This window comes from Hoeflea sp. EC-HK425, from assembly GCF_902498795.1.
Lineage (GTDB): Bacteria > Pseudomonadota > Alphaproteobacteria > Rhizobiales > Rhizobiaceae > Hoeflea > Hoeflea alexandrii.
The window spans coordinates 3,426,854-3,451,611 of sequence record NZ_LR701572.1 but is presented as its reverse complement, the minus strand read 5'-3'; the positions used below and the strand labels follow the sequence as shown (position 1 = coordinate 3,451,611).

18 protein-coding genes and 1 pseudogene are annotated in these 24,758 nt (G+C 60.7%); 7 read left to right on the top strand and 12 right to left on the bottom strand.

The features are described 5' to 3' along the window. Positions 1-24: 24 nt before the first annotated feature. From SPHINGO391_RS19300 to rpsU, 3 genes are all read right to left on the bottom strand, one after another. The gene (locus SPHINGO391_RS19300; protein ID WP_152010364.1) at positions 25-525 is read right to left on the bottom strand and encodes a DUF992 domain-containing protein; all 501 of its coding nucleotides are present in this window, start codon (positions 523-525) and stop codon (positions 25-27) included. Positions 526-707: 182 nt separating this feature from the next. Then, a complete protein-coding gene (locus tag SPHINGO391_RS19295; protein ID WP_244615259.1) occupies positions 708-1,499 on the bottom strand; it encodes a tetratricopeptide repeat protein in 792 nt (263 codons plus the stop codon). Between the two features lie 190 nt (positions 1,500-1,689). Next, the gene (gene rpsU, locus SPHINGO391_RS19290; RefSeq protein WP_152010362.1) at positions 1,690-1,926 is read right to left on the bottom strand and encodes a 30S ribosomal protein S21; all 237 of its coding nucleotides are present in this window, start codon (positions 1,924-1,926) and stop codon (positions 1,690-1,692) included. A gap of 335 nt (positions 1,927-2,261) precedes the next feature. Here rpsU and SPHINGO391_RS19285 point away from each other — a divergent pair, with 335 nt between their 5' ends. From SPHINGO391_RS19285 to SPHINGO391_RS19265, 5 genes are read left to right on the top strand one after another with little or no spacing between them, the layout of a single operon-like run. Next, on the top strand, positions 2,262-3,515 hold the full coding sequence (locus SPHINGO391_RS19285; RefSeq protein ID WP_152010361.1) for a sarcosine oxidase subunit beta: 1,254 nt from the start codon (positions 2,262-2,264) through the stop codon (positions 3,513-3,515). A 10-nt stretch (positions 3,516-3,525) separates the two neighbouring features. Next, positions 3,526-3,882 carry a cupin domain-containing protein gene (locus SPHINGO391_RS19280; protein ID WP_152010360.1) on the top strand — a complete coding sequence of 119 codons (357 nt, stop codon included), beginning with the start codon at positions 3,526-3,528 and terminating at the stop codon, positions 3,880-3,882. A gap of 14 nt (positions 3,883-3,896) precedes the next feature. Next, positions 3,897-4,220: a sarcosine oxidase subunit delta gene (locus SPHINGO391_RS19275; RefSeq protein ID WP_152010359.1), complete on the top strand. Its 324-nt coding sequence runs from the start codon at positions 3,897-3,899 to the stop codon at positions 4,218-4,220. Next, on the top strand, positions 4,217-7,213 hold the full coding sequence (locus SPHINGO391_RS19270; protein WP_152010358.1) for a sarcosine oxidase subunit alpha: 2,997 nt from the start codon (positions 4,217-4,219) through the stop codon (positions 7,211-7,213). Before SPHINGO391_RS19275 ends, SPHINGO391_RS19270 begins: the two co-directional genes overlap by 4 nt. Continuing rightward, on the top strand, positions 7,206-7,760 hold the full coding sequence (locus tag SPHINGO391_RS19265; RefSeq protein ID WP_152010357.1) for a sarcosine oxidase subunit gamma: 555 nt from the start codon (positions 7,206-7,208) through the stop codon (positions 7,758-7,760). Before SPHINGO391_RS19270 ends, SPHINGO391_RS19265 begins: the two co-directional genes overlap by 8 nt. Before the next feature lie 57 nt (positions 7,761-7,817). Here SPHINGO391_RS19265 and SPHINGO391_RS19260 read toward each other — a convergent pair whose 3' ends face one another. The 8 genes from SPHINGO391_RS19260 to SPHINGO391_RS19225 form a co-directional block, all read right to left on the bottom strand. Further along, positions 7,818-8,303: a MaoC family dehydratase gene (locus tag SPHINGO391_RS19260; protein ID WP_152010356.1), complete on the bottom strand. Its 486-nt coding sequence runs from the start codon at positions 8,301-8,303 to the stop codon at positions 7,818-7,820. A 130-nt stretch (positions 8,304-8,433) separates the two neighbouring features. Continuing rightward, a complete protein-coding gene (glgX, locus tag SPHINGO391_RS19255) occupies positions 8,434-10,413 on the bottom strand; it encodes a glycogen debranching protein GlgX (protein ID WP_152010355.1) in 1,980 nt (659 codons plus the stop codon). After that, positions 10,413-12,041, bottom strand: a complete 1,629-nt coding sequence (locus SPHINGO391_RS19250; protein WP_152010354.1) for an alpha-D-glucose phosphate-specific phosphoglucomutase — start codon at positions 12,039-12,041, stop codon at positions 10,413-10,415. Before SPHINGO391_RS19250 ends, glgX begins: the two co-directional genes overlap by 1 nt. Further along, entirely contained in the window at positions 12,038-13,486 is a 1,449-nt protein-coding gene (gene glgA / locus SPHINGO391_RS19245) for a glycogen synthase GlgA (RefSeq protein ID WP_152010353.1), read from the bottom strand. Before glgA ends, SPHINGO391_RS19250 begins: the two co-directional genes overlap by 4 nt. Next, positions 13,483-14,754, bottom strand: coding sequence for a glucose-1-phosphate adenylyltransferase (glgC, locus tag SPHINGO391_RS19240; protein ID WP_152010352.1), 1,272 nt, complete (start codon positions 14,752-14,754; stop codon positions 13,483-13,485). Before glgC ends, glgA begins: the two co-directional genes overlap by 4 nt. A 30-nt stretch (positions 14,755-14,784) precedes the next feature. Beyond that, positions 14,785-16,992: a 1,4-alpha-glucan branching protein GlgB gene (gene glgB, locus SPHINGO391_RS19235; RefSeq protein ID WP_152010351.1), complete on the bottom strand. Its 2,208-nt coding sequence runs from the start codon at positions 16,990-16,992 to the stop codon at positions 14,785-14,787. Then, complete coding sequence (locus SPHINGO391_RS19230) at positions 16,989-19,472, bottom strand: glycogen/starch/alpha-glucan phosphorylase (RefSeq protein ID WP_152010350.1); 2,484 nt, start codon at positions 19,470-19,472, stop codon at positions 16,989-16,991. Before SPHINGO391_RS19230 ends, glgB begins: the two co-directional genes overlap by 4 nt. 239 nt (positions 19,473-19,711) lie before the next feature. Beyond that, entirely contained in the window at positions 19,712-21,409 is a 1,698-nt protein-coding gene (locus SPHINGO391_RS19225) for a sulfatase-like hydrolase/transferase (protein ID WP_152010349.1), read from the bottom strand. Between the two features lie 376 nt (positions 21,410-21,785). Here SPHINGO391_RS19225 and SPHINGO391_RS19220 point away from each other — a divergent pair. Next, positions 21,786-22,274, top strand: a pseudogene (locus tag SPHINGO391_RS19220) (aldo/keto reductase); the annotation flags it as partial. Positions 22,275-22,307: 33 nt separating this feature from the next. Here the strand turns inward: SPHINGO391_RS19220 and SPHINGO391_RS19215 are convergent. Beyond that, positions 22,308-23,042, bottom strand: coding sequence for a GntR family transcriptional regulator (locus tag SPHINGO391_RS19215; RefSeq protein ID WP_152010348.1), 735 nt, complete (start codon positions 23,040-23,042; stop codon positions 22,308-22,310). A gap of 96 nt (positions 23,043-23,138) precedes the next feature. On the opposite strand from SPHINGO391_RS19215, the gene SPHINGO391_RS19210 reads away from it, so the two are divergent. Continuing rightward, a complete protein-coding gene (locus SPHINGO391_RS19210) occupies positions 23,139-24,665 on the top strand; it encodes an altronate dehydratase family protein (protein WP_152010347.1) in 1,527 nt (508 codons plus the stop codon). The last annotated feature ends 93 nt before the right edge of the window (positions 24,666-24,758 follow it).

Below are 24,758 nucleotides of genomic sequence, written 5' to 3'. Positions count from 1 at the left end.
GCATTGTGGATGCTGATTGTTCGATCAGTCGGCGATCGAGCGTAGCTGCAGTTCCGCAATGCCGATGGCGACATTGACGCCTTCCTGCGCCTGAACGCTCACAGGCTGGAGCGAGAATGTTTCATCCGAACCGCCGACCAGCAGGTTGACGCCGGCGCCGGCCGCTGCGGTGGCTTCGGCAGAGACGCCCTGATAATCGCCGGAAAGCGAGCCGGGCTGGTACTCGTAGTCCGTGGTCGGTGCAAGAACGATCCACTGGATGACGGTGGTCCCGGTCACACCAATGTCCAGTCCGAATTTGTTGATGACGCCGAAATAGGCTTCAGTAGGGGCGGTGGCGTTTGCCGGCGTGTACTCGCAGGAAAGGTCCTTGGAGGAGCCGAAGATGAAGCCAGTGCCGCCATCGACGACGCATTCCAGCAAACCCAGTTCAACGCTGTCCGCCTGTGAGGGAACGGCTGAAGCGCCAAGTGCGATGGTAGCGATGACTGCAGCCGCAGCCGAAATTTTCGTCTTCCCGATCATGTCGAACTCACTTTTCTGTTTGTTGGTTCGACACCACAACGTGCTCGGGTTTCAATGGTTCCGCGGACCTGCTTTTGGATAAGGAGTGAAATCGATCAGCCGCCTGCCTCTGGTCACCAACATGCGCGGTCTCCGCTTTTAGTGTCCGGCAGAGTGTTGCGGCTGAGAATGCAACGGAAATGTCAGCGGACGCGGGCAAGCCCATCGACCGCTGGGCGGTACTTGGGATCAAGTTGAGCCGCGCGGGCGTAGGATTTTGCAGCCCGTGCCTTGTCACCGCGACGCTCATAAATCAGCGCCTGATTGGCCCAGGATTCTGCTACCCGCTGGTTGAGCTCGATGGCCCGGTTGAAGTCGGCGAAAGCATTTTCATCGTCGTTCAGCGCGACGTAGGAAATGCCCCGGCCGTTGTAAGGTTCGGGCGAATTCGGAGCCAGCGAAATGGACGCGGAGAAATCCTCGATCGCCTGCGTATGTTCGTTGCGCAGCTGTTTGATCAGTCCGCGATTGTGGTAGGCACGCGGATCCGTGGTCTGCAGGCTGATGGCGCGATTGAAATCATTCATCGCCTCGTTGGTCCGCCCGGCCTGGCGATAGAGGTTGCCCCTGCCGATATAGGCTACATCGTAGCGCGGATTGATCTGGAGCGCGCGGTTGTAGTCATTGGCGGCCTCGACCAGGTTGCCCATCGACCGGTGGATCAGGGCGCGGTTCGAATAGGCCTGAAAAAAGGACGGGTTGAGTTCGATGGCGCGGTTGAAATCGTCCAGAGCGTTGCGGAACTGACCGGAGCGCCCGTAGGCCGACCCGCGCACATTGTAGCCCTCGGGATCGGAAGGGTTCCGCCGGATAACATCGGTCAGCGAGGAGATGTTTTCTTCCGTGCCCTGGGTCCGGTCGATCGAGATCGTGTCGACCGGTGCTGTTGTGTTGCAGCCTGTCAGAGCGATGGAGATTGCGGACAACGCAGCCATCAACAACAAGGAACGGATGCCGGTCGGCCCCCTTCGTTTTGTTTCAACGGCTGAAATCAAGCCCATCGTTCACGCCCCATCATTTGCTTGCCCGGCATCAAGCCGGCCCACCACACGGAAAAAGGCGGAGACGAATACTCGTCTCCGCCTCCAATTCATGCAACCCTAAAAGGGCAAAAAAACGGCTGGATCAGCGAGAAGGCGCTGCGGGGCGACCGCCACCGATAAGACCTTCGCGCTGCGCCCGCTTGCGGGCCAGCTTGCGGACGCGGCGAACGGCTTCTGCCTTCTCGCGAGCCCGCTTCTGCGACGGCTTCTCATAAAAATCACGCATCTTCATTTCGCGGAAAATGCCTTCACGCTGCATTTTCTTCTTGAGAGCGCGGAGCGCCTGATCGACATTGTTATCGCGGACAAGTACCTGCACGTTGATCCCGTTCCTTCGAGTTTTCGGTTGGCTGAAGCAACCCTGGCAAACAAAAATTCCGTTCGTTCGGCCGAGGGCGTTACGATTGAGGTGGCAGATACCAGTTTCGAACGCTCAAGTCCAGTCCCCGGCAACTTGACAATGCAGGTGCCGGAGTATTTTTCATTGCCGTGCAAAACATGCAGGTTTCCAAGGACAGGCTGGAAGGTCCGGGTGCGACAAAGCGCACTGCGACATTCATGGTGGTCCGGAAGTCGCAAAAGAGCCGATGCGGAGCATTCGAATTTGCTCTTGCTTGGTCACGTAATACCAAACCCGTTTGGAGCCAGACAGATATGCGCAAGTACTCTGCTTTTGCCGTTGCCCGCGAGGCAATGCGCGGCCACAAGGGCTGGCCCGAGCAATGGAGCTCGCCCGAGCCGAAAAAGGACTACGACGTTATCATTGTCGGCGCCGGCGGCCACGGGCTTGGAACCGCCTACTATCTGGCCAAAGAGCACGGTATCACCAATATCGCCGTAATCGAAAAGGGCTGGCTCGGCGGCGGCAACACCGGCCGCAACACCACGATTATCCGCTCAAACTATCTCTATGATGAAAGCGCGGGGCTTTACGACCACGCGCTCAAGCTTTGGGACGGGCTGTCGCAGGACCTCAATTACAATGTGATGTATTCGGCGCGTGGCGTGATGATGCTGGCGCACAATGTCCATGACACGCAAGTTTTCAAGCGGCATATCCATGCCAACCGGCTCAACGGCATTGACAATGAATGGTTGACGCCGGAACAGGCCAAGGAATTCTGCCCGCCGCTCAATATCAACCAGTCGGCACGCTATCCGGTAGTGGGTGCGGCCTTGCAGCGCCGCGGCGGCACGGCCCGCCATGATGCGGTGGCCTGGGGTTATGCGCGCGCCGCGGCCGACATGGGCGTTCATATCATCCAGAACTGCGAAGTCACCGGCGTGCGCCGTGCGGCGGACGGATCAGTTTCGGGTGTGGAGACCAGCCGCGGTTTCATCGGCGCCAAGAAGGTCGGCATCGTGGCGGCCGGGCACACCTCGGTGATCATGGAAATGGCCGGTGTGCGCATGCCGCTCGAGAGCTACCCGCTGCAGGCGCTGGTGTCCGAGCCGGTCAAGCCGGTTTTCCCTTGCGTCGTGATGTCCAATACGGTGCATGCCTATATCTCGCAGTCGGACAAGGGCGAACTGGTGATCGGGGCTGGAACCGACCAGTACACGTCCTATTCGCAGACCGGCGGGCTGCACATTCTCAGTCATACGCTCGATGCCATCTGCGAGATGTTCCCGATGTTCACACGGATGAAGATGCTGCGCTCCTGGGGCGGCATTGTCGATGTGACGCCCGACCGCTCGCCGATTCTTTCGAAGACCCCGGTGAAGGGGCTCTATGTGAATTGCGGCTGGGGCACCGGCGGCTTCAAGGCCACCCCCGGATCGGCCAATGTTTTTGCGCATACGATCGCGCGTGACGAGCCGCACAAGATCAACGCTCCGTTCACGCTGGAACGATTCCAGACGGGCCGGTTGATCGACGAAGCCGCGGCAGCGGCCGTGGCGCATTGAGGCGCGGGTGATGAACATGCAATCCATCAATCTGGCTGAGAAACTCTCAACCTTCGGCGAGCTTTGGTCCCCCAGGATCGTCGCCGGGTTCAATGGTCATGACGTGATGGTGGTGAAGGTGAATGGCGAGTTCAACTGGCACTCGCATCCCGATACCGATGACCTGTTCCTCGTGCTCTCAGGCAGGCTGACCATCCAGATGCGCGATGGCGATGTCGTGCTGGGGCCAGGCGAGATGTACGTGGTGCCGAAGGGTGTCGAGCATTGCCCGCGCGCCGATGAGGAAACCCATCTCATCATTATCGAGCCTGCCGGCACACCCAATACCGGCGACCCCGAAACCGCCGTGATCAAAACCAAGATCTGACCAAGGACCAAGCGATGCTTCTGATCCATTGTCCCTACTGCCAGGAAGAAAGGCCCGAGCTCGAATTCCGCAACACGGGCGAGGCACATATCGAACGGCCGAAAGACATCGCCGGTATCAGCGACGAGGAGTTCGAGAAGTTCTTCTTCATTCGCGCCAACCCGAAGGGTGTCACCTATGAGCGCTGGCGGCATATTCACGGCTGCGCGCGGTTCTTCAACGCGGTACGCGACACGGTGAGCGACCGTTTTGTCACGACCTACAAGGCGGGCGAACCGCGGGCCGAGGTCGAGCGTGGTGACGACGGTGTGCTGACCGTCAAGGGAGCGGCACAATGAGCGGCGCAAACCGGATCAAGGGCAAGGGCCGGCTGACGCCGGCGAAAACCCTGCGTTTCAAATTCGACAACAGGATTCTGACCGCTGTGGAAGGCGATACGCTGGCTTCGGCGCTGCTTGCCAACGGCATTCACCTGACCGGGCGGTCGTTCAAGTACCACCGGCCGCGAGGCATGCTCTCAGCCGGGCCGGAGGAACCCAATGCGCTGATGGATGTCGGCCGCGATGCGGTGCGGCGGACACCGAATATCCGGGCGACGGTGCAGGAAGTCTATGACGGCATGCAGACCCGGTCGCAGAACCGCTGGCCGTCGCTCGCCTTCGATGTCGGCGGACTCAACAATCTCGCGTCGCCATTCTTCGCGGCTGGCTTTTACTACAAGACCTTCATGTGGCCGAAGGCTGCCTGGAAGAAGATCTACGAACCGGTGATCCGGGCTGCGGCCGGCCTCGGCGTGGCTCCGAGCGAACCGGATCCGGACCATTATTCCAACCATTTCGCCCATTGCGATGTGCTGGTGATCGGTGGCGGCGCCACCGGTCTTTCGGCAGCCCTTGCGGCGGCCCATGCCGGTGCGCAAGTGATCCTGTGCGACGAGCAGCCGGAGACCGGCGGCGCGTTTCACCACGAAACCGATGCGACGGTGGATGGTCAGCCGGGCTGGGACTGGGCGCAGGCGGTGACGGCAGAGCTTCGCGCCATGGACAATGTCCGGGTACTGACACGGACCACGGCATTCGGATACCAGGCACAAAACCATGTCGGCCTGGTCGAACGGGTGACCGAGCATCTCGCCAATCCCGATCCGTCCCTGCCGCGCGAGCGGCTCTGGCAGGTCCGGGCCAGGCAGGTGGTGATCGCCACCGGCGCGATCGAGCGGCACATGGTGTTTGCCAACAACGACCGGCCCGGCATCATGCTTGCCTCGGCGGCACGGACCTATCTCAATCACTTCGGTGTCGCGGTCGGCGCCAAGGTCGGGGTCTACACGGCCTGCGATTCGGCCTGGAACGCAGCCTTCGATCTCAAGCAGGCGGGCGTATCGGTGCCGGCGATCGTCGATGTGCGTCCCGATCCCGATCCGGCGCTGGTGGCGCGGGCCAAGGAACTCGGTATCGAGGTGTTCGCCGGTCAATCGGTTCTCAACACCTCCGGGAAACTCCGCGTCAAATCTATGAAGGTTGGCAAGGCGTCGGGCGGGTCGATACGGGATATCCCGGTCGATGCGTTGATCATGTCGGCCGGTTGGACACCTTCGGTGCACATGTATTCGCAATCGCGCGGCAAGGTGGTCTGGGACGAGGAAAGCAAACGCTTCCTGCCGGGCCGCAATGTCCAGGATTGCATCAGCGTCGGTGCCTGCAATGGCGTTGACGATTTGGCCGAAGCGATTGCCGGTGCGATGAAGGCAGGCCATGAGGCGGCACTCTCCGCAGGAGTTGAGGCCGGCAAACCGCCCGCTGCGCCAGACGCGGAGACACAAACCTCCTGGGCCGGAAGCATGATGGGCTCGGCGGGCGGCGCGGGCCCGGACACGACAGTGAAGGCTTTTGTCGACTTCCAGAACGATGTGACCGCCAAGGATATTCGTCTCGCCGTGCGCGAAGGGATGCACTCGATCGAGCACGTGAAGCGCTTCACCACCAATGGCATGGCCACCGATCAGGGCAAGACCTCCAATATTCACGGCCTGGCAATTGCCGCCGAAATGCTCGACAAGCCCTTGCCCCAGGTGGGACTGACCACGTTCCGCTCGCCCTACACGCCGGTGACGTTCGGCGCGATCGTCAATCATTCGCGCGGAGCCCTGTTCGACCCGACCCGGCTAACGCCGATGCAGGGCTGGGAAGAAGCGCAAGGTGCTGTGTTTGAGGATGTCGGCCAGTGGAAACGGGCATGGTATTACCCGCGTGCCGGCGAGGACATGCACCAGGCGGTCAACCGCGAGTGCCGCACTGTGCGCGAGGTTGCCGGCATGTTCGACGCCTCGACGCTGGGCAAGATCGAGGTGGTCGGTCCCGACGCAGCTGAGTTCCTCAATCTGATGTACACCAATGGCTGGGACAAGCTGGAGCCGGGCCGCTGCAAATACGGCATCATGCTGCGCGAGGACGGCTTCATCTATGATGATGGCGTGGTCGGGCGTTTGGCCCAGGACCGCTTTCATGTGACCACGACGACGGGCGGCGCGCCGCGGGTCATGCACCATATGGAAGATTATCTGCAGACCGAGTTTCCCCATCTCAAGGTCTGGCTGACATCGACGACCGAACAATGGGCGGTAATCGCCGTGCAGGGGCCGAAAGCGCGTGAGATCATCGCGCCACTGGTCGAAGGCGTCGACCTCTCCAATGAGGCGATGCCGCACATGAGCGTGCGTGAGGGCAAGATCTGCGGTGTGCCGACACGGCTTTTCCGGATGTCGTTCACCGGCGAAGCCGGCTTCGAGGTCAATGTTCCGGCCCATTACGGTGAGGCGGTCTGGAAGGCGCTCTGGGAACGTGCAGAGCCGCTCGGTGCCTGCGCCTATGGCACGGAAACCATGCATGTGCTTCGCGCCGAGAAGGGCTATATCATCGTCGGCCAGGATACCGATGGCACGGTGACACCTGATGACGCAGGCCTGAACTGGGCGGTTGCCAAGAAGAAGGCCGATTTTGTCGGCATCCGCGGCATGAAACGGCCGGATCTGGTGGCAAGCGGCCGCAAGCAGCTTGTCGGTCTCGTCACCAAGGATCCGAACACGGTTCTCGAGGAAGGCGCTCAGATCGTTGCCGATCCGAACCAGACGGTTCCCATGACGATGATCGGTCACGTGACATCCTCCTACTGGTCGGAGAACTGTGGCCGGTCGATTGCAATGGGTGTGGTCATTGACGGGCGGTCAATCAAGGGCAAGACGCTTTACGTGCCGATGCCCGACAAGACCATCGAAGTGGAAGTCACGGACACCGTGTTCATCGACAAGGAAGGAGTGCGCCTGAATGGCTGATATCGCTCACGCCAATCGCATCGAACCGTTATCAGGCCGCGTCGGCGGAGCCGCGGGTGTCAGCTTGACGCCTGCTGGTGCCGCTTATCGCGTTTCGTTGCGTGTCGACCCGGCCGCAGCCAAGACCGTTTCCAAGAAGCTTGGTCTTGAGTTGCCGATGACCCCGAAGACATCCGTTCAGAACGACAAGGGGCGGCTGGCCGCATGGCTTGGCCCGGACGAATGGCTGATCATCGATGAAAACGCCGATCCGCTGAAGGATCTTGAGAAAATCACCACGCTACATTCCGCGGTCGACATCTCTCACCGCAACACAGCGGTACTTGTCAGCGGCAATGGCGCGCGGGCAACGGTGCAAAGCGGCTGTCCGCAGAACCTGAGCGACAGGGTCTTTCCGGTCGGTTCAGCCACCCGTACGGTGATGGGTAAGATTGAGGTGGTGATCATTCGGACCGGCGAGGACGACTACAGGGTGGAATGCTGGCGTTCGTTTTCAGATTATGCCTTCACGCTGCTTTCGGAAGCGGCGAGGGACTGCCTGGCCTGATTGCCGGGTAGGAATTCCAGCGGAGGCAGCAACTCGTTTGGGATCGTCAGAAGGCGCTCAATCGTCCGAAGGGCGATCCTTGGGGTCAAACTGGATGATGGTCTGCCAATTGGCGACCAGCGCCGGCTTTTTGGAATTCTCGATCTCGATGGTCACCACATAAGTGGTCATCAGCATGCCGGCGCCGCGAAACCGGGCCGATTCCAGCACGAAGCGGCCGCGGACACGCACGCCAGCAGGCACCGGGGCCATGAAGCGGATCTTGTCGAAGCCGTAATTGATCCCCATCGTCTGCTCACGGATCCTGGGGACGCAATTGTAATTCATCGCCGAAAGCAGCGAGAGGGTCAGGAAACCATGCGCAATGGTTCCGCCAAAGGGAGTCCCTGCTGCACGTTCGGGATCGACGTGAATGAACTGGTGGTCGTCGGTGGCATCGGCAAACTTGTCGATGCGGGATTGCGGGACCTCCATCCAGTCGGACAGTCCGAGCTCGCTGCCGACGAGGCCCTCGACTTCTGAAAGTGAAATTTCTCGCTGCACAGGTTTCTCCCGATCTCATATGCGGAGGCGTTTTGGTGCGGAGGCGTTTTGGCCCATCCAGGCGGTGACATCAATCCATGCATCAGCTTAATGAAATGAAAATGGACGGGTAACTGCGGTCTTTAGGTGCTCAGCCGCTTGTTTCGCGCCAACAGACGACCGAACGGGCCGGAATCGCCTTCTCCACCGAAGCTTCCGGGCTGGCGGGGCGCCACAGTCCGGGAGTGGCGGGCAGCGCGCACTGGATTTCCGATTGCCCGCGATTGAAAACCACCGTCAGCCGTTCACCGGGTGGCCCCAGAACCATCATGAATCCCTGACGCTCGGGGTCTTCCCAGTGGACCGGTTGCATCGGATGGCCATCGGCAGTCAGCCAGGAAACCTGGTCGGGCTCGGCGGAGCCATCACTGTCCTTGAGGAAGCGGGTGCCGGTCAGCGGGGGAGACTGGGCCCGCAACTCGGCCCAAGCGCGGGTGTATTCCAACCGGCCCTGATTGAGCTCGTCCCAATGACGCCAGGTGATCGTATTGTCCTGGGCGTAGGCGTTGTTGTTGCCGCCCTGGCTGTGGCCGAATTCATCCCCGGCGGTGAGAAGAATGGTGCCACGGCTGGCAAACAGGCTGGCGATCAGCGCTCGTGCATCGGTTTCGCGAGCTGCAATTGTCGTCGGGTCGTCGGTCGGCCCTTCCACCCCATTGTTCCAGGAATAGTTGGCGCCATGGCCGTCACGGTTGTCCTCGCCGTTCGCCTCGTTGTGCTTGTTCTGGAAGCAGACAAGGTCGCCCAGCGGAAAGCCGTCATGCGCGGCAATGAAATTCACGCTGCGCGTCCTGTTCCGGCCGGAGTCATGGAAGATATCGGATGAGCCGGACAGCCGCGTCGCCAGGGCGCCAGCCATGCCGTGATCGTTTCGCCAGTAGCGCCGCATGTCGTCGCGGGCGCGGTCGTTCCATTCGAGCCAGGGCGGGCCAAAATTACCGAGCTGGTAGCCGCCCGGACCGATGTCCCAGGGTTCGGCGATCAGGATGCGGTCATGCAGCACCGGATCATCGGCGATGTATTGCAACAGCCTTGCATCTTTCGAGAAACCGTTGGCATCCCGTCCGAGAACGGGTGCGAGATCGAAGCGGAACCCGTCAATCCCGGCCTGGGTCACGAAGTGGCGCATGGCAGCGAGCACGAGTTCCTGAACCTCGGGCCTGTCACAGGCCAGCGTGTTGCCGCAGCCGGTGTCATTGACCAATGTTCCCGGATCATCCCGGTCGTGGCGATAATAGGTGGCGTTGCCCAGTCCGCGCAGGGAAAGGGTCGGTCCTTCCTTGTCGCTTTCACCGGTGTGGTTGAAGACGACATCGAGAATGACACCGATATCCGCAGCATGAAGCGCGTCGACCGCGTAGCGCAAGTCGGCAATGCCGCCCGGTGCGAGGCGGGGATCAAGCGCCAGCATGGTGACGGGGTTATAGCCCCAGGCGTTGGTCAGTCCGAGAGGGGGGAGATGCCGCTCATCGATCCAGGCCGTGATCGGCATCAGTTCAACGGCGCTGACATGAAGCTTGCGCAGATGGTCGATGATCGCGGGATGCGCCAGCGCCCGCAGAGTGCCACGCTCCGCACGCGGCAACTCCGGATGCAGCATGGTGAAGGCGCGGACCGGCACCTCGTAGATCAGCCCCCCGGGTTCGAACCTCGGGCGGCCCGGATTGATCGGCGGCAATGGTTCTTCGAGAACCGCCTTGGGGACAATACCAGCAGTATCTTCACCGAATGCCGCCAGACGCGGGTCGTAAACAAAGGGTCGGTCAAGCCGCACTGCATAAGGATCAACCAGCAGTTTGGACCGGTCAAACCTGTGGCCGTTTTCCGGTTGCCAAGGCCCATCGGCGCGAAAGCCGTACCGGACGCCAGGCTCAAGCCCTTTCACCATGGTGGTGAAGGTGCCATCCCCGTCCTGACCAAGATCATGACGCCCTGTTTCATGACCGGACCGATCGAAAAGACAGAGCGTGACACTTGAAGCCGATGGCGCCCGCACGGTGAAGCGCGTACCCGCCGTACTCAGTTCAACGCCGGCTTTTCCCGGTAGGCCGATGTCTGTGAAGCGGGTCATCAGGTGATGACGGTGGGAGCTGTGCGGCCGGTCCGACCGGCTATGCCTGCCAGATTCTCTGCAGCTTCGATGAGCGGTGCAAGCGCAGCCTGGGTTTCCTGGTCGTGCCGTGCGGAGTCGGGTTCGTAGCGTTCCATGTAAACCCGGAGTGTGGCGCCGGAAGTGCCGGTGCCCGACAGACGGAAAACCAGACGCGAGCCACCTTCGAAGAAGATCCGAATGCCCTGATTGCGGCTCACCGAACCATCGACCGGGTCGTGATAGGTGAAGCTGTCGGCCCGTTCAACGACCATGGATCCGGTCTGCCGGCCAGCCATGGTGTCAAGTGTCTCCTCAAGGGCAGCCATCAGCTCGTTGGCCTTGTCGGTTTCGATCGCCTCGTAGTCATGACGGGAGTAATAGGTGCGGCCATATTCGGCCCAGTGATCCTCGACGACCTGCTTCACGCTCTGGCGACGTGCGGCGAGTATGTTGAGCCAGAGCAGAACCGCCCAGAGCCCGTCTTTTTCCCGGACGTGATCCGAGCCGGTGCCGGCGCTTTCCTCGCCGCAGATGGTGCAGCGCCCGGCATCGAGAAGATTGCCGAAGAACTTCCAGCCAGTGGGTGTCTCGTGCATCTCGACGCCGAGTTTCGCGGCAACGCGGTCAGCGGCACCGCTGGTCGGCATCGAACGGGCGATGCCCTTCAGTCCATCCTTGTAGCCCGGGGCGAGATGGGCATTGGCAGCCAGCATGGCAAGCGAATCCGAGGGGGTGACGAACACGCCTTTGCCGATGATCAGGTTGCGGTCGCCATCGCCATCCGATGCGGCGCCGAAATCGGGGGCATCAGGACCCATCATCAGATCATATAGCGCCTTGGCGTGAACCAGATTGGGATCGGGATGGTGGCCGCCGAAGTCATCGAGCGGCGTGGCATTGAAGACAAGTGCCGGATCGACGCCGATCCGCCGGACGAGAATTTCGCTTGCATAGGGGCCTGTAACGGCGTGCATGGCGTCGAAAGCGACCTTGAAACCGCCTGCGACCATTGTGCGGATGGCGTCGAAGTCGAACAGGGTTTCCATCAAGTCGGCATAATCGCTGACCGGATCGACGACCTCGATGGCCATGCCGCCCGCTTCGAACGTGCCGATCAGGTCGAGATCCACATCGTCGAAATCTGCGATCATATATCGGTCGATGACCTGCGATCTGGCATGTATCGCCTCGGTGATCTTCTCCGGGGCAGGGCCGCCATTGGAGATGTTGTACTTGATGCCGAAATCCTCGGTGGGGCCGCCGGGATTGTGACTGGCCGACAGGATCAGTCCGCCAAAAGCCTTCGTCTTCCGGATCAGGTGGGAGGCGGCAGGGGTCGACAGTATGCCGCCCTGACCAACCAGAACGCGACCGAAACCATTGGCTGCGGCCATGCGGATCGCGGTCTGGATGACCTCGCGATTGTAGAACCGTCCATCCCCACCAATGACCAGCGACTTGCCCTCGAAGCCGTCGAGACTGTCGAATATCGACTGTATGAAGGCTTCGGTGTAGCCGGTTTTTTGGAACACTGGTACTTTCTTGCGGAGACCTGATGTCCCGGGTTTCTGGTCTGAAAAGGGGGAGACGGATATGGTCCGGTTCATGTGTCGCTCTTTGCATTGAGAAGTTCGGCATAAAGACTGGCGTAGCGCAGGGCGCTGCGATCCCAGGAGACGTCGGCCTTCATGCCCTGGTTCTGCAGCTGCGCCCATACCTTGGGTTCGGCAAAGGCGCGGATGGTGCGGCGCAGGGCCTCGCGCAGGGCATCGGGTGTAATTGGCGAAAATTGAAAGCCGGTTGCCACCTCGGCCGCGCTCGCGGCCTCGTTGGCGTCGATGATCGTGTCAGCAAGGCCACCGGTGCGCGCAACCACCGGGACATTACCGTAACGCAGTCCGTAGAGTTGGGTCAGGCCGCAGGGTTCAAACCGCGACGGGACAAGAATCACATCGCCGCCGGCCTGCATGAGATGCGACAGCGGTTCGTTGTAGCCAATGACGAGCCCTATGTCGCCTGGATGCCGTTCTGCCGCTGCCTGTAAGGCGGTTTCCAGAGCCTTGTCGCCGGATCCAAGCACCGCCAACCTGCCGCCCATTGCGACGATGTCGTCGGCGAGTTCGGTGAGCACGTCGATGCCCTTTTGCCAGGTCAGCCGGCTGACAACGGTGAAGACCGGTTTGTTGGTATCCCCGAACCCGAAATAGTCGGCGAGAGCCTTTCGGTTGGCCTGGCGCTTCTTCGGTTTGGCGAGGCTGTAGTTTGCCGCGATCATCGTATCCGTCGCGGGGTCCCAGACCTCGGCATCAATACCGTTGACGATGCCGTGCAAATTATCGGCGCGGGCGTTGATAAGGCCATCCAGCCCCATGCCGAATTCCGGCGTGCGGATTTCCTGGGCATAGGTCGGGCTGACCGTGGTGATGGCGGTGGCCATCTGCAGGCCGCCTTTGAGGAAACTGACATCGCCGTAATACTCGACCCCATCCATCGAAAACACCGATTGCGGCAGATCGAGCTCGGGGAAAATATCCGGTCCAAACTGTCCCTGAAACGCAATGTTGTGAATGGTCATCACCGTCGGGGTATGTGCTGCCTTGCCCTGTCTCATGTAGACAGGGGTGAGGCCTGCCTGCCAGTCATGCGCATGAACGATGTCGGGCGTCCAGTCCGCCAGTGCGCCCTCGGCGATGTTGGCGGCCGCGCGGCAGAGTGCGGCAAAGCGCAGCCAGTTGTCGGGATGATCGGCATTGGCGGCGTCGGTGTAGGGACCACCTTCTCGGTCAAACAGATCGGGCGCGTCCAGAACGAGATACTCCACGCCGTCAATCGTGCTTGTAAGTATGGTTGCGCTCACACCCAGGAGATCCTCGAAGCGGACCAGCGCCACCGGATCGCGAAGTTTGCCCATGACCTGCTGATAGCCCGGAAGCAGAACCTGCATGTCGACACCATGGGCCGACAGGGCCGCGGGCAGGGCACCTGCGACATCGGCCAGACCGCCGGTCTTGATCAGTGGGTAGACTTCAGAGGCGACAGAAAGAACCTTCATTCGTAGATCAACCCCGCCTGATCGAGCATGTCCTGGGTGATCAGGCAGATGCCTGACGCGGTTCGCCGGAACCGGCTTGCATCGAGTTCGGGGTCTTCACCAACCACCAGTCCGGCCGGAATCTTGACGCCCCGGTCGATCACCACCTTGGACAGGTTGGCGTGACGGCCGATCACGCATTCGGGCAGCACGACGGCCTCGTTCAGCCTGGAATAGGACCGGCACAGAACGCCCGAGAACAGCAGCGATCGATGCAGTTCGGAACCCGAGATGATGCAGTCTCCCGATACCAGCGAGGACAAGGCCATGCCGCGCCGGCCCTCTTCATTGTGGACGAACTTTGCCGGCGGCCTGATCTCGGCATAGGTCCAGATCGGCCATGAGCGGTCGTAAAGGTCGAGTTCTGGCAAGATGTCGGTGAGATCGATATTGGCCTGCCAATAGGCGTCTACCGTTCCCACATCGCGCCAATAGGCTTCCTTCTCGGGCGTCTCGCGAACGCAGGAGTCCGCAAACCGGTGCGCCACGGCTTTGCCGTTTTCGACGATATAGGGGATGATGTCCTTGCCGAAATCACGGCTTGAACCGGGAGCCTCCGCGTCGCGTCGCAACTCGTCCATCAGGAAGTCCGTGTTGAAGACGTAGATCCCCATTGACGCCAGGGCCATGTCGGGCTTGTCCGGCATGGCTGGAGGGTCAGCGGGCTTTTCAACGAAGTCTATGATCTCGTCCTTGTCGTTGATGTGCATGACACCGAAACCTGTGGCTTCCATGCGCGGCACCTCAAGGCAGCCGACGGTGACATCGGCGCCTGAATTGACGTGCTGCTGCAACATCAACTCGTAGTCCATCTTGTAGATGTGATCACCGGCCAGAATGACCATGAACTCGGGACCGTAGTCCTCGATGATATCGATGTTCTGGAACACCGCATCGGCGGTGCCGGCGTACCATTGGGTCTCCGAAACACGCTGGCTGGCCGGCAGAATGTCAAAACTCTCGTTTCGTTCCGGTCTCAGAAAGTTCCAACCGCGCTGCAGGTGCCGGATCAGCGAATGGGCCTTGTACTGGGTGGCAACGCCGATGCGCCTGATCCCCGAATTCAAGGCATTGGAGAGGGCAAAGTCGATGATGCGTGTCTTGCCGCCAAAATAGACTGCAGGCTTGGCACGGCGATCGGTGAGTTCCATCAGGCGGCTGCCGCGACCACCGGCCAGGACATAGGCCATCGCATCACGTGCCAGCGGCTGAACCCGTTTCTGCTCCATAGTAACCTCCCCTTTTGATCCCGGCCCGGTTCAGCCGGGCTTGAACATGATTGTCGCCAGCGGCGGCAGTGTCAGCTCGGCAATGTGACGGCCACCCTCAAGCCGTGTCATGACCTCACCAAGGTTGCCCTTCCCGGAGCCTCCGTAAATGGTGGAGTCCGAATTGAAAATCTCAAGCCAGACGCCATCCTGCGGCAATGGTATCTGATAACCGGTCAGCACATTGGGCGTGAAATTCGATATGATGACGACCGGTTTCTCGCCGGGTGAACGCCGGATCCAGGCGAAGACCGAATTTGCATGGTCGTCGGCGATGAGCCACTCGAACCCTTCCGGCTCGCAATCACGCGCATGCAAGGCAGGTGTCTTTGCATAGAGCCGGTTGAGGTCACGCACCAGGTCCTGCATGCCGTGATGGCGCGGATCATCGAGATGGTCCCAGTCAAGAGACCGCGCCTCGCTCCATTCGCCGCGCTGGGCGAATTCCTGGCCCATGAACAACAGCTTCTTGCCAGGATAACCCCACATGAAGCCGTAATAGGCTCTCAGTGAAGCAAATTTCTGCCACTCGTCACCGGCCATCTTGTTGAGCATCGAGCCCTTGCCGTGCACCACCTCATCGTGGGAAATCGGCAGAACGAAATTTTCCGAGAACGCGTAAAGCAGGCCGAAGGTCATGTCGCCATGGTGGTGTTTGCGGTAGATCGGATCGCGCTGCATGTAGGACAGGGTGTCATGCATGAACCCCATGTTCCACTTGAAGCCGAAGCCGAGTCCGCCCTCGTGCACCGGGGCGGAGACCCTTGGCCAGGACGTGGATTCCTCGGCAATGGTGACGATACCGGGATGGCTGCCATAGACAGCCTTGTTCATGCTCTTGAGGAACTCGACCGCGTCGAGGTTTTCCCGTCCGCCATCCTTGTTGGGAATCCACTCGCCTTCCTTGCGCGAGTAATCGAGGTAGAGCATCGAGGCGACGGCATCCACCCGGAGGCCGTCGACGTGGTAGGTTTCGGCCCAGAACAACGCGTTGTTGACGAGGAACGAGGACACTTCCCGGCGGCCGAAATTGTAGATCGCCGTGTTCCAGTCGGGGTGAAAACCCTGGCGCGGATCGGCGTGTTCATACAATGCGGTCCCGTCAAAACGGGAAAGCCCGTGTTCGTCGGTCGGAAAATGCGCAGGCACCCAGTCGAGGATGACGCCGAGACCGACCTGGTGAGCGCCGTCGACAAAGCGGGCAAAACCTTCGGGTTCGCCGAATCTTGCCGAGGGGGCGTAGAGCCCCGTGGTCTGGTAGCCCCAGGAGGGGTCATAGGGGTGTTCGGAAACCGGCAGGAACTCGATGTGGGTGAAGCCCATTTCGACGCAGTAGGGGATCAGTTCGTCGGCCAATTGGTCCCATGACAGGAACGAGCCGTCGGGTTGTCTGCGCCAGGAACCCGGATGCACCTCGTAGACTGAAATCGGCTGGCGGCGCGCGTCGACCTGGGCCCAGTGGGCGCGGTGGGCGCTGTCGCCCCAGTCATGGTCGAGACTGGACGCCACGATCGAGGCTGTCGCCGGTCTGAGTTCGGCTCGGCGGGCATAGGGATCGGCCTTGAGCGGCAGTCTTTCGCCGTTCGGACCTATGATCTCATATTTGTAGGCGGCACCGGGCTTCAAGCCGGGGGCAAAAGTTTCCCACACCCCGACATCCGCCCTCAGGCGCATGACATGACGTCGGCCATCCCAGTCATTGAAATCGCCGACGACCGAAACTCTGCGCGCATTGGGCGCCCAGACAGCAAAATGCACGCCGTTCGTGCCTTCGTGGCTGATGGGATGGGCCCCCATCTTGTCGAACAGGCGCAGATGCGAGCCTTCGGCGATGAAGTAGTCATCCATCGGGCCCAGCACGGGCCCGTAGGAATAGGGGTCGTCGACTTCCCAGGCGCCGGTCGAACTGGTTGCGGCATAGCGCAAGGGCTGGCGCATCGTGATTGAGAGGCGGCCCTCGAACAGGCCGCTGACTGCGCCTGGCTGGAGCTGGCCGACATGTGCTCCATCAAGCGTCAGTGCCTGAACATCCTTGGCGCCGGGGATGAAGGCGCGGGCGAGAAATCCCTCAGGGATTTCCTGGACGCCGAGAATGGAAAAAGGGTTTCCATGCGTTCCGGAAGCGATTGCTTCTGCTTCTTCCGCCGACAGGTGAGGCACCTTGTGATCGGCGTCTGGCACGGTTCCCTTTTGGGTCATGGGCCGGCTTTCCAAATTTCCTTTGCATACTGGCGGATGGTGCGGTCCGAAGAGAACCATCCCACACGCGCGGTATTGAGGATAGTACGGCGATACCAGGCCTCCTCGTCAACCCACAAACTGTCGACCTGGCGCTGCGCCTGGGCATAGGCGTCAAAATCGGCAGCGACCATGAACCAGTCATGATCGTACAGTCCGGCAATCAGATCGCCATAGCGGTTGCGGTCATCGGGGCTGAAGACACCCGAGGCGATGGCGGTGAGCGCCTGTGACAGTTCCGGCGAGCTTTCAATGATGCCTCGTGGGTCGTGGCCGGTTGCGCGGCGCTCGGCGACTTCGGCCGCGGTGAGGCCAAAGATGATGATGTTGTCGTCACCAACACATTCCTTGATCTCGACATTTGCGCCATCAAGCGTGCCAATTGTCAGCGCGCCGTTGAGCGCAAACTTCATGTTGCCGGTTCCCGACGCTTCCATGCCGGCGGTTGATATCTGCTCGGAGAGGTCAGCGGCCGGCACCATGATTTCAGCCAGCGAGACGTTGTAATTGGGAATAAACGCGATCTTCAGCAGGCCACGCACAGATGGATCATTGTTGATGACCCGGGCAATATCATTGGCCAGCTTGATGATCAGCTTGGCGTTGTGATAACTCGGTGCCGCCTTGCCGGCGAAGAATTTCACCCTTGGCGTCCAGTCGAGTTCGGGGTGCGAACGTATCTGGTCGTACAGCGCCACTGCCTCGATGATATTGAGCAATTGCCGCTTGTATTCGTGAATCCGCTTGATCTGGATGTCGAACAGGGCCGAGGGATCAACCCTGATGCCCATGCGGCGGGCCACCAGATTTGACAGCTTGATCTTGTTTTCGCGTTTGACGGCGGCGAACCGGGTTCGGAATTCGGTATCGTCGGCAAATTTGCCGAGAGCCGACAACGCCTCCGCGTCATCCATGAAGTCGTCGCCGATCGCTTCCCGGATCAATTTGAACAGCTCTGGATTGCATTGCATCAACCAGCGGCGCGGGGTGATGCCATTGGTCTTGTTGTTGATCCGATCCGGGTAGAGGCCGTGCAGGTCGGAAAACACGGTCTGCTTCATCAGGTCGGTGTGGAGCGCCGAGACACCGTTGATCGAGTGGGAGCCGATGAAGGCAAGATTGCCCATGCGGACGCGGCGCTCGCCACCTTCGTCGATCAGCGAAACCGAACGGATCTGGCCCTCGTCATAGCCACGTTCCTTGCGGGCCTGGCGCAGGACCTTGGCGTTGATCGCATAGACCAACTGCATGTGGCGCGGCAGAAGCCGCTCGAACAATGGCACCGGCCAGCTTTCCAGCGCTTCAGGCAGAAGCGTGTGGTTGGTGTAGCTGAAGGTCTTGCGGGTGATGTCCCAGGCCGGATCGAACTCCATGCGATGCACGTCGATCAACAGCCGCATCAGCTCTGCCACCGACACCGCAGGGTGGGTGTCGTTGAGCTGGATAGCCACCTTGTCGGGCAAGGTGCGCAGATCGCCATACTGCTGCAGATGACGGCGCAGGATGTCCTGCAGCGAGGCGGAGGAGAAGAAGTACTCCTGGCGCAGGCGCAGTTCCTGGCCGGCAGGAGTCTGGTCGGCGGGATAGAGCACGCGGGCAAGAGCCTCCGCCTTGTTGCTTTCGCGAAGCGCGCCGATGTGGTCGCCGGCATTGAAGGCATCAAGCAGGATCGGGTCGATCGGCTGGGCAGTCCAGAGCCGGAGCGTGTTGACCCGTTTGGCGCGCCATCCGACCACGGGCGTGTCATAGGCCACGGCAATCATCCGCTCCTGCGGCTTCCAGATACAGCGCTGGGTTTCGTCCGAACCGTTGCCGATGGTGTCTACCGATCCGCCAAAGCCGATTTCGTAGGCGCTTTCGCGGCGGGGGAACTCCCAGGGGTTTCCATGACTGAGCCAGGTTTCAGGCAGTTCAACCTGCCAGCCGTCGCTCATCTGCTGCTTGAACAGGCCGTGGACGTAACGGATGCCGTATCCATAGGCAGGAATATCGACTGTCGCCATCGATTCCATGAAGCAGGCCGCAAGGCGGCCAAGCCCGCCATTGCCCAGCGCCGCGTCCGGCTCCAGCGCCGCAACCGCATCGAAATCGACGCCGAGCGATTGCAGGGCCTCGCGAACCTCGTCGAGCATCTCGAGATTGGACACGGCATCGCGTGTCAGCCGTCCGATCAGGAATTCGAGCGACAGGTAGTAGACCCGCTTGGAGCCGTCCTCGTAAGTCTTGCGGGTGGATGCCATCCAGCGATCGATGACACGGTCGCGGATCACCAGAATGGTGGCGGTCATCCAGTCATGCGGCTTGGCGACCTTGGCGTCCTTGCCTATCGAATAGGTCAGACGTTCGATGATGTCGGCAGCGAGTGTGGCGGAGTCACCGGAACGCGGTGCGGGAGCAGGAAGATCGGCAATGGCGGATTTGGATATCATCGGATGTCCCATTCAGCTTGGGCGTTGGACGCCGCATGATTCCTCCCAGTGGAGGGCATCATGAGGGTACTTGGCGCTCCAAGCAATGAATGATTTCGGCGTGAATATCCAGAATTTAAATCCATTAGATCGTCGATTTGCAGGAGATAACCCTCGTTCAGGCCCGGACAATCAATCCTTTCGGAGCCCTGCCAGCCCTCAATCGTGACGGGGCAACACCAGGTCTTCCGACAGTGGCAGCCGTTCCTGTCTCAATCGACGGTCAAGTGACCCGAGGCTATGCGCTTTTGCAGATGACGATCGACTGCCGCGCGGTCGGCGCAAAAATGCAGACGGCCGTCGCACCTGTCGCGAAGCGCCGCGAGGTCAGCGAACATAGGCGATGTTGCCAGTCCTACCGACTCAAGGAGGGACACGCCGAGATAGCCGATGTCGAGGCTGGCGAACTCGAATGGCTTCATGTCGACCTCCGCGCCCATCGGATGGATGGTGAAATAGGTCCGATAGGCCGATGATGTCAGCTTGTCGACGGCGAAGTCCGGATAGAGATGATTGACCAGCTCACGCGTTGCAAAGGACTGGTGGTCACCGAACTCCAGAACGATGGAAGGGTGATTGGCGCTTTCCGCTTTGGCCTGGGCCAGATACCAATCGAAATCTCTCTGGGATTGCGCTACTCTGCGGACATATTCATCAAGTTCTGAATTGCCGCTTTGTGCGAAAGCGTCTTGGTCGCTATCCGCCAGATGATTGCCATAGGGCGAATGGGCGAACATGGTTTGAACCTGCAGAAACAGGGGTCTGCCATCTGTTCTGCGATGGTCTTCGATGAAGGTGCGGGCGGCTTCGAAGTAAAACCGGTCGGGATGGGCATATTCACTGGCGCCGATGCGATCGTAGTCAAGGACTTCGTCGAAACCGATTGATTCGAGAAACGGTCCCTCGTTGACGAACCCGTGATCCATGGGCATCAGCACCGCGGTTCGATAGCCGCAGCGGGACAGTTCTGTCGCCAGTGACTGCTGAACCTTGCCCTCCATGGCCGTGGTCAGGTAAGGCGCCCGCCAACCGAAATCGAGGCTGGAAAGGCCGGTCATCAGCGAGAAATTGGAGATCCAGGTGCCGCCGCCGAAGGTTTCGACACGAAGCTCGCGTCGCTTGCCGTCCGCGGATCTGAACCGCCCTCCGAATTGCTCTGCGAGGCCATGCTGATTGAACTGGCCGAGATCGGTCTGGCTTTCACTGAGCACGATGAAGATGTCCGGCCTCGATCCTGCCGTATCGCACGGACCGGCGGCGGCGAAAGGTTTGACATCGGGCATGCCAGCGAAGCGGTCGGCAAAGCCTCTGCCGATTGCCGCATCCCGCAGATCGAGAAATGATACGAAGAACGCAGAGGCATTGAAGCCGCCGAGATAATGAAAATATCGGGGCTCATCGGCCTTGAGTGGGTAGCTGACCGGAATCAGCAAAAAGGTTGCGGCCACCAGCGCGCTTCGCTTGATGGCGGAGAGTTCGCGCTTTCCATCCCAGGCGAAAACGAGGGAGAGCGCGATTGCACAGCAGATCAGCAGGACTGCGACCGGAGCGATGTAGATAGCGAAACCGTCAATCAGAAAGGCGAAGGCCTTGGTGTCCGTTCCGGTAAACACGAAATCGTAGACATGGAGATCAAATCCCTTTGTCCTGTATTTCATTACGGAAATGACGGAGATCAGCGCCGTCGCCGCGAGCGCTGCATAAAGCGAGAAGTAGAGGCGGCAGCTGACCAGGAACAGCACCGCAGCAATGCCGAGGACCGAAAGCATGACGAACGGCATGTGTTCCACCGCCCGTTCGAGCGCGTAGAGAAACGTGGCGCAAAGCAGAATGGCTGCGACGGCAGTCAGCGGGTGCAGGACAAATGCCTGCAGCCGTTGTAACAGCCTGTCGCTGATTATCCGCGCCATGTAGTCTTCTCCGGTCAATACTCCCGGAGAGAAAGCGCATTCATTCCCCCAATAGGCAAATGCAATGATCGGTTAACCTTAACGGGGTGGCCTCGGTTTCGGCAGCTGTCGCTTCGCTTAAGCCGCCCGCCGTATCAGAAGCCCGCACCTGGCGCGATGCTTGCGATGTTTTTAAGCGAGGCTGTGAGGTTTTGCTTTCCGCCCTTGTAGCCGAAGACGTAGTTGGCAGTGCCTGAGAGCGAGAACAGCGGAAGCCTGCTAGCGCATACCTCGCCACTCGGATGGGCCCACATACTTCTGACCGGCGAATACAGGTGGCCCAAAACGTGATCAGGCGGTCTTAACGTAGGATCCTGCCCCCTCCGGCATCAGACCCCTCAAGGCGTTCGGCGCCGGTGTCAACGAATGGCAGGCCTGCCAGTGGCTGACCGAGCGTGGCGATTTCGACCTGTTCCTGCTTGCCGGCCGTTACACGCTCCTGGAGCAGCAGGCGCTTGAAACATTCCTGCCGCTGGCTTCCGAGCTGGGCATCGGCATCATCATCGGCGGCCCCTACAATTCGGGAATTCTGGCAACCGGCCCGAAGCCGGGGGCCTTCTACAATTACGATGCTGCGCCGCAGCCGATTCTGGATCGTGTTGCCCGCATCGAGGCCGTCTGCAAGCACCATACCACGCGTATGGTCGATGCGGCGTTCCAGTTTCCGTTGCGCCATCCGGCCGTCGTCTCGGTGATTCCGGGCGGGCAGGGGGTGGCTGAAATGGAGGCCAACGCGGTTGCCGCCGGCGCGGAAATACCGCCCGCGCTCTGGGCCGATCTGAAGACCGAAGGGCTGATGCGCGAGGACGCCCCGGTCAATGCCTGAGAAGATTGGCCGCCATACCTTGTGTATGGCGGACTATCCGTTGGTGAACATCTCCGGCCGTTCCGCGACCAGCGGTTCGAGCAGCAGGATCAATTGGCGCAGGTGATGCCGGGTTGCCTGGCGGGCGGCTTCCGGATCCCGCGCTTCGAGTGCTGCGACGATGGCCTTGTGCTCGGCGAGCGTGGCCTGCATCCGACCCGGCATCGGCAGGTTGAGATGACGCGCCCGGTTGACGTGGATCCAGGCGGTTTCCGCGAGCGATGCCAGCCGCCGGTAACCGGTGAACGACAGGATCAGCTCGTGCAGCTCTGCGTCCATTTGGTGGAAGCCTGCCGTGTCGCCATCCTGCATCAGCACTTCCTGAATCCGCAGATTGCGCTTGAGCAGGACCAGTTGCTCCTCGGTGATCGTGGTGGCAACCCGCTCGACGGCGGCGAGTTCCAGCGCCTCGCGCAGGAATGCGCCCTCGCGGATTTCCGCCATTGAAAACCGCGTCACATAGGTTCCCGCCTGCGGCACGATATCGGCCAGGCCTTCGCTGGCGAGCCGCGCCATGGCTTCGGTCACCGGCGAGCGCGAAACGCCGAGCTCTTTGCAGATCTGAGATTTCTGCATCAGCTCGCCCGGGCGGAAGGCCAGCGACAGGATTGCCTGCTTGAGCGACATGTAGACTTTCTGGGAGAGCGAGCCGGGAAAATCATTCAGGGGCTGAAGCGCGGGCAGGAATTTTTTCGCGTCTCGCAGTGGACTATCCTCGCTGACTGGCATACTAACATGTTAGATAGAGTTATCCTCCTGTCAAGCCACGATCCGGTCCGAGATCCGGTTCCGATCCGGCTTTGCAACCACGAAGCGCTCTGACCGATGACAAGAGATCTCCCCCAGACAATCCGTCTCAACGCAGACGACAATGTAATCATTGCCCTCAAGGATCTGGCCGGGGGCGCGATCGTGCCCGGGCTCGATGTCCCGCTCGCCGAAGCGGTGGCGCGCGGACACAAGATTGCGGTACGACCGATTGCCGAAGGCGAGAAGGTGCTCCGCTATGGCCAGACCATCGGCATCGCGACCCGTGCAATTGCGCCCGGCGAACATGTCCATGTCCACAATCTCGGCATGGGCGGCCACGCCGAGGCGCAGGAATTCTCGACCGAGGTCCGGCCGCTTGCCGCGCCTTCGGAAAAGCGTCACTTCATGGGCTATCACCGGGCGGATGGCTCTGTCGGCACCCGCAACTATCTCGGTATTCTCACTTCGGTGAACTGCTCTGGCTCTGTCGCCCGCTTCATCGCCGAGGCGGTGGAGAAGCAGGGCTGGCTCGACGAATTTGAAAATGTCGATGGCGTCGTGCCGATCGTGCATGGCACTGGCTGCGGCATGTCGGGCAATGACGAGGGCTACGACACCCTGTTCCGCACCCTGCAGGGCTATGCCCGCAATCCGAACTTCGCCGGCATCCTGCTGCTGGGCCTCGGCTGCGAGGTTATGCAGGTGCCTGATCTGGTTGGCCGGGGCAGGATGCGCAAGGACGGCAATTTCCGCTACATGACCATCCAGCAGTCCGGCGGCACCCGCAAGACCATCGAGCGCGGCGTCGCTGAGCTCAGGGAAATGGCAGCCGAGGCCAACAAGATTGCGCGCGCGCCGGCAGGGCTCGAACATCTGGTGATCGGCATGCAGTGCGGCGGCTCCGACGGCTATTCCGGCATCACCGCCAATCCGGCGCTCGGTGCGGCGTCGGATCTGCTGGTCGCCCATGGCGGCACCACCATCCTGTCGGAGACCTCGGAAATCTACGGCGCCGAGCACCTGTTGACCCGCCGCGCGGTCACCCCCGAGGTCGGCGCCAAGATCGTCGAGCGCATTCACTGGTGGGAGGATTACGCCGCGCGCAATGGCGGCGAGATGGACAACAATCCCTCGCCCGGCAACAAGAAGGGCGGCCTGACCACCATCCTTGAAAAATCGCTCGGCGCCGTGGCCAAGGGCGGCACCGCGCCGCTGACCCAGGTCTACAAGTTCGCCGAGCCGATCACCGAGCGCGGCTTCGTGTTTATGGACTCACCCGGTTACGATCCCTGTTCGGTTACCGGGCAGATCGCCTCCGGCGCCAACCTGATCGCGTTCACCACCGGCCGCGGATCGGTGTCGGGCTACAAGCCGACGCCCTGCATCAAGCTTGCCACCAATTCGGAAATGTATGGCCGCATGTCCGAGGACATGGATGTGAATTGCGGTGACATCATCACCGATGCCGTCAGCCTCGAGGACAAGGGCCGCGAGATTTTCGAGCTGTTCCTGCGTGTGGCTTCCGGCGAGGAAACCAGGAGCGAGCAACTGGGCTTTGGCGGCGCCGAGTTCGTGCCCTGGCAAATGGGCGCGGTGATGTGATCCTCGCCACGTCGCGCGCGATCTGATGCGAAACGCCGGATGGGCTTGGTCCATCCGGTAAAAAATCCCCTCAGTTCTTGTCCACAAATCATC

Coding starts and splice junctions, on each gene's coding strand:
- SPHINGO391_RS19300 (WP_152010364.1), bottom strand. CDS start 525: ATGATCGGGAAGACGAAAATTTCGGCTGCGGCTGCAGTCATCGCTACC.
- SPHINGO391_RS19270 (WP_152010358.1), top strand. CDS start 4,217: ATGAGCGGCGCAAACCGGATCAAGGGCAAGGGCCGGCTGACGCCGGCG.
- SPHINGO391_RS19250 (WP_152010354.1), bottom strand. CDS start 12,041: ATGAACCGGACCATATCCGTCTCCCCCTTTTCAGACCAGAAACCCGGG.
- glgA (WP_152010353.1), bottom strand. CDS start 13,486: ATGAAGGTTCTTTCTGTCGCCTCTGAAGTCTACCCACTGATCAAGACC.
- SPHINGO391_RS19295 (WP_244615259.1), bottom strand. CDS start 1,499: ATGGCTGCGTTGTCCGCAATCTCCATCGCTCTGACAGGCTGCAACACA.
- SPHINGO391_RS19275 (WP_152010359.1), top strand. CDS start 3,897: ATGCTTCTGATCCATTGTCCCTACTGCCAGGAAGAAAGGCCCGAGCTC.
- SPHINGO391_RS19215 (WP_152010348.1), bottom strand. CDS start 23,042: ATGCCAGTCAGCGAGGATAGTCCACTGCGAGACGCGAAAAAATTCCTG.
- SPHINGO391_RS19225 (WP_152010349.1), bottom strand. CDS start 21,409: ATGGCGCGGATAATCAGCGACAGGCTGTTACAACGGCTGCAGGCATTT.
- glgC (WP_152010352.1), bottom strand. CDS start 14,754: ATGGAGCAGAAACGGGTTCAGCCGCTGGCACGTGATGCGATGGCCTAT.
- glgB (WP_152010351.1), bottom strand. CDS start 16,992: ATGACCCAAAAGGGAACCGTGCCAGACGCCGATCACAAGGTGCCTCAC.
- SPHINGO391_RS19285 (WP_152010361.1), top strand. CDS start 2,262: ATGCGCAAGTACTCTGCTTTTGCCGTTGCCCGCGAGGCAATGCGCGGC.
- SPHINGO391_RS19280 (WP_152010360.1), top strand. CDS start 3,526: ATGAACATGCAATCCATCAATCTGGCTGAGAAACTCTCAACCTTCGGC.
- SPHINGO391_RS19210 (WP_152010347.1), top strand. CDS start 23,139: ATGACAAGAGATCTCCCCCAGACAATCCGTCTCAACGCAGACGACAAT.
- SPHINGO391_RS19230 (WP_152010350.1), bottom strand. CDS start 19,472: ATGGGACATCCGATGATATCCAAATCCGCCATTGCCGATCTTCCTGCT.
- SPHINGO391_RS19265 (WP_152010357.1), top strand. CDS start 7,206: ATGGCTGATATCGCTCACGCCAATCGCATCGAACCGTTATCAGGCCGC.
- glgX (WP_152010355.1), bottom strand. CDS start 10,413: ATGACCCGCTTCACAGACATCGGCCTACCGGGAAAAGCCGGCGTTGAA.